This window comes from Neisseria arctica (assembly GCF_022870905.1).
Lineage (GTDB): Bacteria > Pseudomonadota > Gammaproteobacteria > Burkholderiales > Neisseriaceae > Neisseria > Neisseria arctica.
Genome location: NZ_CP091510.1, coordinates 2,367,012 through 2,378,219 on the forward strand (window position 1 = coordinate 2,367,012; position 11,208 = coordinate 2,378,219).

General features: G+C 45.2%; 6 protein-coding genes, 1 pseudogene and 1 CRISPR repeat array (1 of these 8 cut by a window edge). All 7 genes and pseudogenes read right to left on the reverse strand.

The annotated features are described in order from the left end of the window. Window positions 1–149: a CRISPR direct-repeat array (repeat unit 36 nt; unit sequence GTTGTAGCTCCCTTTCTCATTTCGCAGTGCTACAAT) (it extends 942 nt beyond the left edge of the window). A gap of 63 nt (window positions 150–212) precedes the next feature. The 7 genes and pseudogenes from cas2 to gnd all read right to left on the reverse strand — a co-directional run bounded on the left by cas2 (window position 213) and on the right by gnd (window position 10,936). Continuing rightward, window positions 213–539 (reverse strand): CRISPR-associated endonuclease Cas2, encoded by a 327-nt coding sequence (gene cas2 / locus LVJ86_RS10980; protein ID WP_047761678.1) that lies wholly within the window; start codon window positions 537–539, stop codon window positions 213–215. After that, window positions 532–1,446: a type II CRISPR-associated endonuclease Cas1 gene (gene cas1, locus LVJ86_RS10985; protein ID WP_047761679.1), complete on the reverse strand. Its 915-nt coding sequence runs from the start codon at window positions 1,444–1,446 to the stop codon at window positions 532–534. The genes cas2 and cas1 overlap by 8 nt, the downstream gene beginning before the upstream one ends. Before the next feature lie 68 nt (window positions 1,447–1,514). Next, window positions 1,515–4,733 carry a type II CRISPR RNA-guided endonuclease Cas9 gene (gene cas9, locus LVJ86_RS10990; RefSeq protein ID WP_414629267.1) on the reverse strand — a complete coding sequence of 1,073 codons (3,219 nt, stop codon included), beginning with the start codon at window positions 4,731–4,733 and terminating at the stop codon, window positions 1,515–1,517. Between the two features lie 426 nt (window positions 4,734–5,159). Next, window positions 5,160–6,176, reverse strand: a pseudogene (gene ftsY / locus LVJ86_RS10995) (signal recognition particle-docking protein FtsY); the annotation flags it as partial. A 483-nt stretch (window positions 6,177–6,659) separates the two neighbouring features. Further along, window positions 6,660–7,589: an EamA family transporter RarD gene (rarD, locus tag LVJ86_RS11000; RefSeq protein ID WP_047761681.1), complete on the reverse strand. Its 930-nt coding sequence runs from the start codon at window positions 7,587–7,589 to the stop codon at window positions 6,660–6,662. Window positions 7,590–7,767: 178 nt separating this feature from the next. Continuing rightward, complete coding sequence (gene mnmE / locus LVJ86_RS11005) at window positions 7,768–9,132, reverse strand: tRNA uridine-5-carboxymethylaminomethyl(34) synthesis GTPase MnmE (protein WP_047761682.1); 1,365 nt, start codon at window positions 9,130–9,132, stop codon at window positions 7,768–7,770. A gap of 355 nt (window positions 9,133–9,487) precedes the next feature. After that, window positions 9,488–10,936: a decarboxylating NADP(+)-dependent phosphogluconate dehydrogenase gene (gnd, locus tag LVJ86_RS11010; RefSeq protein WP_047761683.1), complete on the reverse strand. Its 1,449-nt coding sequence runs from the start codon at window positions 10,934–10,936 to the stop codon at window positions 9,488–9,490. Window positions 10,937–11,208 lie beyond the last annotated feature (272 nt).

The window sequence follows — 11,208 nt, forward strand, 5'->3', positions numbered from 1 at the left end:
TTTCGCAGTGCTACAATTATTATTGATGGCGGGAATGATCACTACATGTTGTAGCTCCCTTTCTCATTTCGCAGTGCTACAATAACTATGACGTATTGCCTATTAATCGCAACGTTGTAGCTCCCTTTCTCATTTCGCAGTGCTACAATAGTCCAACAGGAAACCTTTATTTCATAATGGCTTCCTGTTTTTTTACCTTAAAAAAAATCCAATCAAAATAATAATAATTGATCGGCATTCACCTTTTTTTCCTGTGTTTTCAGACGGCCCAAAAGTAAATGCATTGAAGCAAACTGTTTCTCAGTTACTTCCAAACATCGGATTGAACCCTCTTCAGGAAGATTGGCGCATAATCGAGTGTAGTGTTTTTGCAACGAATCTCTCCCTCTTACAATGCGGCTGTAAACGGATAATTGCAGCATCTGATAACCGTCTTTTTGTAAAAACAAGCGAAATTGATTCGCTGCTTTACGCTTGGCCGCCGTAGTAACAGGTAAGTCAAAAAATACGATTAACCGCATAAATTTAGCCTCACTCATAAAAATGCTCTTTCAAAGGCAAAATTTCAGGTAACTTTAATAATCTGGCTTGTTTGGTAACAATACTGTTTTGGAAAGAAGCTACTGTTCGGTCAATCGATGCCAATACGCTGAATGTTTGGCCATCCAAACTGATTTGATGATTCAGCAAGGCCACCAAATTTTGCTTTGCCACTCGGTCTAAGCTTTCTTTCAGCCGGCTTTGATCATACAAGTGCCACACCATTAAATCCGCCAGAGGGCGATAAGGCTCGATAAAATCATCCGCTAAATTAAAAGGATTTAATTCGCTCTTGTGAAACAACCCCAATGCCGGCAGCCAACCGTATTGGACTAAGGCTCGGGCAATAGCGGCGCGTAAAACCGCATAACCGTAGTTCAAATGGATATTGATCGGACTTTCCTGCCAACGCTTGAAGCGGCTGCCGTAAATTGCTTGAAAATATAAGGCCGCTGCCTGTGCCTCCATATTGCCGCTATCTCCCGATTTCACAGATACTGCCATTGCACGAAGGCGCTTGGCTGCAAAATCGTTACCGGTTTCATCAGCTACTTTTGCTTGATTACATATTTTTTGTTTGATAATGGCCTGCCATAATTGTTTTTTCTGTGGCTCCGTCATATTCAACTGCAACTTCAAAGTTTTCAGCTGCCGGTGATATTGAGCATAGGGCAGCCATTGGCCACAAGGTAAAAACTGTTCATCGCAAGTGAAAAGAGTGACACCCTCACAAGCTAAAGCAGACAACAACGGCACCGTTAACACAGTATCCGGACTTTCAATCACAATCACCGCAATATCTTCCAAGGGAACGGTATAAGATTCGCCGTTTTGCTGTATCAGCAGCTGCTTATGCTTTAGTGATAATTTCCCGCCTTCCCGTATCAATAAACTACGCCAGCTCATGATAATTTCCCCTCTTATCCTTTATCCGAAAAAATCCCTGCTTCCGGTTTAGGGAAGCAGGGATGGTTTTAACGAACCGGTAAGCGCTTTTTCGGCCTGCATGGTACGACAACTTTGCCTAATTCGTCTGTTTGATATTTTTTGAAGGAAATGGCTGTTTTAACACCAACACGATAAATACCGTTTTTACCTTTAAAATTATCTAAATCATGCTCTCGGATACTTATTGCCCCAGTTGCGCGATCTAAACCAATGTAATAACCAAATAATCTTTGTTTACCTGTATTTATCTCTACCAAATCATTAGGGTACATTGAAAATTTGAAAGTATACGTTTCATCCATTTCATCCCAGTTTTTTTCATCTTTACCTTGAATAACAGCTTTATTCGGCAGAATCCCTTGGGCTACCTGCCAACTGTAAATCGGCACCAAATAATACTTCCCGGATTTTTCAAATACATCCACCCGAACCATAGTAGCATTATCCGCAACTCCGGTACCTTTATGCAGCAACACACCGGATTTCTGCGTATCCTCAACCCGTACCGCCTTAACCAACTGGCCGCCTTTTTTGCGAAACTCGGTGGCAAAAGCTTTTGCCGGATCATTACCGTATGCGGCCAAACGCTCTTTTAAAGCTTCATAGAGCTGCGGCTCTCTATCACGATTTACCATCTTTTCCAACAAATTTGGCTTCAATTGGGTCAGGGGCACCCTCAACACGCTTTTACCCTCATGCAAAAGTTTGGCCGATTTAACGGTTTCCTTATGCCCTTGCCCGCTCATTTTTCGGGTCGGCGCACGCGAGACAAACAATGGAGTGACATATTCATGTACGGCTTGAGGGCGTGATGACAAGCGGGTTTCCAATAAAGTGCATAGGGTTTCTTTTGTATCCGCTTCAGGAAAGCTTGGATCACCATCGGGCTTGCCGAATACCCGCATCATGACCTCTTGCCTGAAAAAATCCCATGGCTGGGGAAAATATGGGCGGCTCACTTCACTGGTTTCTTTATCGATAAGCTCACCGTCAAAAATATTCATTTCTCTTTGCCGCACAAAGTAGGTAATACGCTGCTGGATAGCCACAGTCGAACAGGCTACCACCACGGCATCCAAAGCATGATGACGGTCATTTTCTTCACGCACCTTACGCAAACCCCAACGGCTACGTAAAAAACTGGTAATTTGCCCGTTGGATGCGAAAACACGCCGTTTTCCCCTGCCTAACAACAACATATTTTCTTCAATAAATTTGCATAGAAAACGTGCTACGTAACGGGTATCGTTTAAATTACGTTCTTTAAAGCCTTCTTCATCCAGCTGACGCAATAAAATGCGTTGCTTTTTACTGTGATGAAAACGGCTGCTTCCTACTCGGGCTACAAATTCTTGCCATCGTGGGCTATTAGAGGCGCCTCCCAACCATTCGTAAGGGGTTTGATTACCTTTATTTTGGTTTTCTCCGGCCAACACCAGCACTTTATTATTAAAACTATCGTCCCATGTTCTGGAAAAAGGTAGGGCATGATCAATCTCTGCATAACCTTTTTCGTTCAGACGGCATATATCCAATGTTTTACCCGAATATAAGCATTGGCCGTGTTGGTGTTGGTATAAACGCAATTTCAAAATATCTTTGGCTTTAGGCTGCCCGACAAAATTCGGAAAATATTCGAGAAATTTTTCAGCGGCTTGTTTACGCTCTTTATGGTTGTCTTCCTGCCTCTTTTGAATTTCCTGACGGTCTTTGAATGACTTCCCTACCTCTCGGCCTGTTTCGATATGAATACGGGCGGGCGAGCCGTAACGACGCACAATCGCATTAATGACCTTGCGCGCCTGCGATAATGTACGCAGCACTACCGGGTTACAGATTTCATCTGCCGTAATCTGAGGCAACAACCTTTGCGGTTGCGGGGTAGAGCGAACGTAAAGCGCTGCATGTGCTTCATCATAGCGTTGGCCTTGCTCCATCAACGGTAAAATTTTGCTTAAAGCTTTAAGGGAGAGTTGGATAAATTTGTCAAAATTTAATCCGGCCAATAAAGCATTGATTACATCTTCAGACAACTGCCCTTGCAGTCGGGTAGAAATGTCCTCATCGGTTTTATACAGTGAAAATACCGTACCGATCGCATCTAACAGCTCCGGCTTACAAGCCAACCCCTGCCATTCGGTTTTCAGCCCTGCTTTTTCCAGCGCTTTACGTATTGCATGGTAAGCCTTCATTTCCATTAAAGCTGCAGTTTCGGCATTTTCTTTGCCATAACGCAATCCTTTGAAAAAAGCATTTTCAGGCAAAGACAATTCCTTGCGAACTTGTGCATAAGTCAACTTAGCTTTTTTATAAGGCAAATCGATAATCTGCCCGCGCTCTTGCGCCGTTAAGCATCGTTCATTACCGTTTTCTTGAATCCGTAAATTATTCAGCTTGGTCAGCCAAATAAAACGCTCGGCAGAATATGTATGTTTGGCAGCCTTAAATTCTTCTGTTTCAAAGGTACAGCGCCCCAGCATTTTTTGTACCGCATCGCCGGATAAAGCCGGCCGTTGCTGCATTAACAGGGTTTCAATACCCTGCTTGAGGCCGTCTGAAACAAACGGATTACCGTATTTCTGCTGCGCCGCAAACAATTGGTGTAATTCTTGCTGTAAATCTTTGCGGTCAAACGTATGCGTATAATCGCCACGCTGGTTACGTATATGCCCGCTTTGGGCTTGGAATTTTTTAACAGCCAATTCAGCAGGAGTACGGTACTCGCTACTTTGTAAGGCTTGGTGGTTTTCGTGTACACCTGCCAATAATCTGCCTAATTCTTTATCCGCACCTTCGCTTTCATTTTTACGTTGGGAAAGATAACCTCGATGTTTTACCAAATGTAGCAAAACAGCAGCCCATTCCTTCGGCATTAATTTTCGATCCAAACCATCAACACGCAATTGCCAAGGCGTATTCGGTAGCTCTTTAACCAAGCCCTCCGCATTAAGATCATCTGCATGCAAAATACCCTCACGCTTCAATAAACGGCGGGCACGCAACAAACGATGGGTGCGGCGGCGGATCAACCGGCGGGCACTTCGCGCTTGGCGGCGGGCGGCAGCTAAAGAATCGCCTGTTTTCGGCACTTCGGCGCGCTCAAAAGTACGTACGCCCACATCAATCAAACGGGTAGGATTTTCTTCTGTATCGATTTCCACTACGGCCCAGCCAACCGAAGCAATACCTAAATCAAGACCAAGAATATAATTTAGCTGTTTTAATCGAAAATGAGATATAGACATGACAATTCTCCCATGTTGTTGTTATATGTAATAAATATATCTTAACTAATTATTTATATGCAATATAGTACTTGACAACATGAATCTTTTTGCTAAGATAAGCAACATATTGTTGCACTGCGAAATGAGAAACGTTGCTACAATAAGGCTTCTTATACTCGTATAAGATATGCCGCAACGCTCTGCCCCTTAAAGTTTAGGCTTTAAGGGGCATCGTTTTTTATATTTTTGTTTTTAGCTGCAAAGCTTTTATTACCCAAAAATAATTATAATTTTTCAGACGGCCTTTTAATCACAGAAATCATTCCCCGCATTTCTTATAAATAATCAGAATTTTATTTAAAACTAACCGGTATTTTCACAAATAAAAAACAAGGCCGTCTGAAAAATGTATTTCAGACGGCCTTGTTTTTAATATATCGCTATTTAGTCAAACAAAGCATCTACAAACGCTCGGGCATTAAAAGGACGTAAATCATCAATGCTTTCACCCACACCGATATAGCGCACCGGAATCGGGCGGCTGGATGCAAGGGCGGCGAGAACACCGCCTTTGGCAGTACCGTCGAGTTTGGTAACGATCAAACCAGTGAGACCTAAGGCATCGTCAAAGGCAACAACTTGGTTTACGGCATTTTGGCCGATATTGGCATCCAAAACGACAATGATTTCATGCGGCGCATCCGGCATGGATTTTTGCAGCACACGCTTCACTTTTTTGATTTCTTCCATCAAGTGCAGCTGGGTAGGCAAACGGCCTGCCGTATCAGCCAACACGATATCGATACCGCGGGCTTTGGCGGCTTCTACGGCATCAAAGCACACGGCAGCCGAATCTCCCGAGGCCTGCGAAATCACGGTAACGCCGTTACGCGCCCCCCATTCCTGCAATTGCTCGCGGGCGGCGGCCCGGAAGGTATCACCGGCAGCCAATAAAACCGTTTTGCCTTGGCTTTGGAAATATTTGGCCAGTTTGCCGATAGAAGTGGTTTTACCTGCCCCGTTGATACCGGCAAGCATAATAACAAAGGGTTGCTTGGTATCGGGAATTACCAAAGGTTGTTCAAGGGGTTTAATCAAATCGTAAATAGCTTCTTTTAATGCGCCGCGTAGTTCTTGGCCGTCTTTCAACCCTTTTAAAGAAACACGTTTGCGCACATCTTGCATCAGATATTCGGTGGCTTCGATGCCCATGTCGCTGGTAATCAATACGGTTTCTAGTTCCTCATACAAATCTTCGTCGATTTGTCCGCCACCGAATACACCGGCCAATGATTTGGCCATTTGGTCGCGCGATTTGGTCAAACCTTGTTTCAAACGTGCCGCCCAACTGAGTTTGGCAGGTTCTTCCTCTATGGTCTGGGCATGAGGTACAGCAGCAGCAACCGTAGCAATACTGTCAGCCTGTTTCAAAACATCAGCAGCTTCCGAAGCCGCCAACTCCAATGGTTCGGAAATTTCCTGAATAGCGGTTTCAGTGTGGATTTTGACAACCGGGGCATTAGGATCGAATTGCTCCGGCAATGAGTTATGACCGCCTACGACATCGGCTACCAAGCTGCTGATTGGATTGGTTTCGGCATCTGCGGCAACGGCGGCACGTTCGGATTCGGTCAGCGGAGCAACTTCCTCTTCGGCAGACTCAGGCTCTGCATCATCAAACGGTTCGACTGAACCGGCTGTAAGGGTTTCCACTTCAGTTTGGGAATCTTCAAGCAGCTCGGCAGACTGCTCCTCTGTTTTTTTCTTACGTTTGAAGAAACTGAACATGTGTTTTCTCTCAATAAATTAGTTGGCCGGGTAATCGGGCTATTGTAGCTTATTTTTAAGCAACTCTGAAAATCCTACTTCCGATTGAATCAGTTCTCTTTGCGATCTGCCCGCCATGAAGCTGTTCAAATCTCTGCTCTTTTGGCATCGGCAGGGCTAAATGGTATTTTTGGTGCATATGCCGGCGCGATACTGCTGCCAAATGCCGAAAAGATAAACTGCCACACCGAACCAAACCCATATATAACCGATAAAACGGGAAACAGTGAAAGTTTCACGAAAAACAGTCAAACCGACAATAAGCTGGGAGGTAGGCGTAATGTATTGGATCATGCCGAAATGGCTTAAAGGAATACGCCGTGCACCTGCGGCGAAAAATATCAACGGTATGGTAGTGGCAATACCCGAACACACCAATAAAGCTAATGGTAAGGGCGGCAATTCGCTGAAAATCAGCCCGCCGTGCCACGCCGTCCACACCAGATATGCGGCAGCAAACGGCAGCATCAATAGAGTTTCCAAAGCCAACCCGGGTAAAGCATCCATCGGAGTGGTTTTTCTCAATAAGCCGTAGATGCCGAAACTGGCCGCCAACAACAAAGCCACCCAAGGTATCCGGCCAGCGGGTATTGCCAGCCACAAGATACCGGTAACCGCGAGCAAAATAGCAATGATTTGGGTGCGGTTGATGCATTCTTTCAGAAAAAAACAGCCTAGCATAATGCTAACCAGCGGTGAAATGAAATAGCCTAAACTGGAATCCAACACATGGTTGTGGGTAACTGCCCATAAAAACACCAGCCAGTTCACCGCCAAAGCCGCTGATGAAAAAATAAAAGCGGATAACAGCCGGCGGTTGGAAAATGCGTCCAAAAGGGTGCGGCCATAACCGCAAACGGCAACAACGATGACGACAAATACCGAAGACCATACAACCCGCTGTGCCAATAATTGGTCGGCTCCGATCACGCTGTGGGTAAGGGGATACCAATACAGCGGAAACGTTCCCCAAATCAGGTAGCAGGAAAGCGCATAAATCAGGCCTTTTTGGGTTTCACTGAGGCCGTCTGAACGGGTAGCATTCATTGTCGGGCATTCAAATATAAATGGCAGAAACCAAAATCTGCTGTTAGCACGGGAGAATAGGCAAGCCAAACAGGCAAGTACTATATTCGGCCTACCAAAAATCATTCAAAACCAATACTGCCGGCAAATCATTACCGTTTTATAACTCATTCACGGCTTTCAGACGGCAAGGCAAACATTATTTGCCAATGCAGAAACGGGAAAAAATCACACCCAATAAATCATCGGCCGTAAACTCACCGGTAATCTCATTACAAGCTACTTGTGCCAGCCGCAAATGTTCGGCCAACAACTCGATCTGGTGATTACCGCACAATGCGGCGTTTTCCAACTCGGCGGCAGCAGTATGCAGGGCATTCAGATGACGGCTGCGAGCCAAAAACAGGCTCTCGCTTTCCCCTTGCCAACCAACTTGCTTCAACAAGGCTTGTTTGAGCAGATCCAACCCTTGTTTGTGTTTGGCGGAAATTTTGATGACGGTATCTGCACCGCTAAGAGTATCTATGCCGTCTGAAACAGATGCGGAATCACCGCTTAAGTCGATTTTATTGTGGATTTCGATTTTTTTCAGTGAAGCAGGCAGGCTCTCGAGAATAGCGCGGGTAGTCGCATTAATACCTTCACGCGGATCAAGCAGAATCAGGGCAATATCGGCTTCTTGAACGGCCTTACGGCTGCGCTCGATACCGATTCTTTCCACAACATCATCCGTTTCGCGCAAACCTGCGGTATCAATGATATGTATAGGGACACCGTCGAGTGTGATTTGTTCGCGTACGGTATCGCGGGTGGTACCGGCAATATCGGTTACAATCGCAACATCATCACCGGCCAAAGCATTCAGCAGGCTGGATTTACCCACATTGGGCGCTCCCACCAAAACCACATTCATACCTTCACGCAAAATCGCGCCTTGGGTAGCGCTAGCCAATACGGTTTGCAATTGGGCTTGTAAACCGGCCAATTTGCCTTTTGCATCGGCAGCCTCGAGAAAATCGATGTCTTCTTCGGGGAAATCCAACGTAGCCTCTACCAACATCCGCAAGGTAATCAAGCCGTCTACCAATTCATGGACATGCTCCGAAAACGCGCCTTTCAGCGAACGCAAAGCCATGCGCGCGGCAGATTGACTGGAGGCGTCAATCAAATCGGCAACGCTTTCGGCTTGTGCCAAATCAAGCTTGCCGTTTAAAAAAGCACGCTTGGTAAACTCGCCCGGTTCGGCCATTTTGGCGCCCAGTTCCAAACAACGCTGCAACAGCATATCCATCACTACCGGCCCGCCGTGGCCTTGCAATTCGATCACGTCTTCACCGGTAAAGCTGGCCGGAGCGGTAAAGTAGAGCAACAAACCGTTATCTAAAGGTTTGCCGTCGGCAGCCAAAAAATCGGTGTAAAGTGCCTGTCTCGGCTTAGGTGTTTTACCGCCACTGATGGTTTGTGCCAACGGCAGCAGGTTTTTTCCCGACAATCGGATCACGCCGACACCGCCCCGGCCCGGGGCGGTGGCAATGGCTGCAATAGTGGGTTGGACTGCGGACATCTTGTGCTTTCAAAAAATGAATGTGGTTATTATATAAGGAAGCGAAAGCGAAGTCATAATGACGATAGCGCGGATACATTAATATTTGTTTAAATATTAATGTATATTTACGGTATTACCCGATTGCAAACAATTCTCCAAACCTGTGGATAATTTTGTGCATAATTTGTCGGTAAATGATTATCTGGTATGAAACGAGCGGAAATCTTGGGCAAACTGTGCCAGATACCTATGTTTAAAAAATACTTGGCAGTATTTTTATTTTTATATTTTTATTTTTTAAAACAATATATTGAAAAATAATCAAGGCCGTCTGAAAAGTTTTCAGACGGCCTTTTTATAAAGTTGCAACTACTTAAACATCGTAAGTGGTAGATGCGGTATTGCCGCCTTTACCTGTCCAATTAGTGTGGAAAAATATGCCACGCGGTTGGTCTGTACGTTCGTAAGTATGTGCACCGAAGTAATCGCGTTGGGCTTGCAACAAGTTGGCAGGAAGACGGGCTGATGTGTAACCGTCGAGAAAGGTAATCGCCGAAGCCATGCACGGCATGGGAATACCTGCTTCAATTGACTTGGCTACAACCTTGCGCCATGCGCCCATGCATTGTTCGAGAATATTTTTGAAATAATTGTCCGAGCCGAGGAATACCAAATCCGGATTAGCTTCGTACGCATCGCGGATATTACCCAAAAATGCGCTGCGGATAATACAACCTTCACGCCAAAGCAAAGCGGTATTACCGTAGTTCAGATTCCAGTTTTTGGTTTCGCTGGCTTCACGAATCAGCATAAAACCTTGGGCATACGAAATAATTTTCGAAGCTAACAATGCTTGGCGCAAGGCTTCTACCCATTGGGCTTTATCACCCTCTACCGGAGTAATGGTTTTGCCGAACAAAGCACCTGCTTTTTCACGCTGTTCTTTAAACGAAGAAACACAGCGGGCAAATACGGCTTCGGAAATCAGCGTGAGCGGAATGCCCATATCCAAGGCATTAATACCTGTCCATTTGCCGGTACCTTTTTGACCTGCAGTATCCAGAATTTTTTCAACCAGCGGCTCGCCGTTTTCATCTTTAAAGCCGAGAATATCAGCGGTAATTTGAATCAGATAGCTGTCGAGTTCGGTATTATTCCATTCGCTGAAAATACGGTGCATTTCATCATAGCTCAAGCCCAAACCGTCTTTCATGAATTGGTAGGCTTCGCAAATCAGCTGCATATCGCCGTATTCGATACCGTTATGCACCATTTTCACAAAATGGCCGGCACCATCACTGCCTACCCAGTCACAGCAGGGCTCTCCTGCCGGAGTTTTAGCAGAAATGGCTTGTAAAATCGGTTTCACATAAGGCCAAGCTTCTTCGTTACCGCCCGGCATAATAGAGGGGCCGTGGCGCGCGCCTTCTTCACCGCCGGATACACCCGCGCCGATGAAACGGATGCCTTTTTCTTTCAAATATTGTGTACGGCGGGTGGAATCGGGATAGTTGGCATTGCCGCCGTCGATAATAATATCGCCTTGATCCAAAAGCGGCAGCAATTGTGCGATAAAATCATCAACTACTTCGCCTGCACGAACCATCAGCATGATTTTGCGCGGGCTTTCCAATTTATCGACTAATTCCTGCAGTGAATATGCGCCGGTAATTTGGGTGTTTTTTGCTGGGCCGTTGAGAAAATCTTCGGTTTTGGAAGTGGTGCGGTTATAAGCCACCACTTTGAATCCTTTATCGTTCATGTTGAGAATCAGGTTTTGTCCCATTACGGCCAAACCGATTACACCGATATCACCTTTCATCGGAAGTATCCTTTTGTGAAGTATGTGAAATTTTTAATTTACCCGACACTTTAACCTATCAGGGCAAGGCAGACAATCATAAAAAAATCTTATGCATTGATATTTATGCAATCTTTTTTATAAAAGTACGCAATATGCGATAAAAAAATAGCCAATTCATAAAAGTTTCAAACATGATATTTTTACTTCGGAATATTCAAGCTTACCAACCGTTGAAAAGGCCGTCTGAAAGTTTTCAGACGGCCTAGCCGTTTCAAACAGCCTTTATTTTA

Coding starts and splice junctions, on each gene's coding strand:
- gnd (WP_047761683.1), bottom strand. CDS start 10,936: ATGAAAGGTGATATCGGTGTAATCGGTTTGGCCGTAATGGGACAAAAC.
- mnmE (WP_047761682.1), bottom strand. CDS start 9,132: ATGTCCGCAGTCCAACCCACTATTGCAGCCATTGCCACCGCCCCGGGC.
- cas1 (WP_047761679.1), bottom strand. CDS start 1,446: ATGAGCTGGCGTAGTTTATTGATACGGGAAGGCGGGAAATTATCACTA.
- rarD (WP_047761681.1), bottom strand. CDS start 7,589: ATGAATGCTACCCGTTCAGACGGCCTCAGTGAAACCCAAAAAGGCCTG.
- cas2 (WP_047761678.1), bottom strand. CDS start 539: ATGAGTGAGGCTAAATTTATGCGGTTAATCGTATTTTTTGACTTACCT.
- cas9 (WP_414629267.1), bottom strand. CDS start 4,733: ATGTCTATATCTCATTTTCGATTAAAACAGCTAAATTATATTCTTGGT.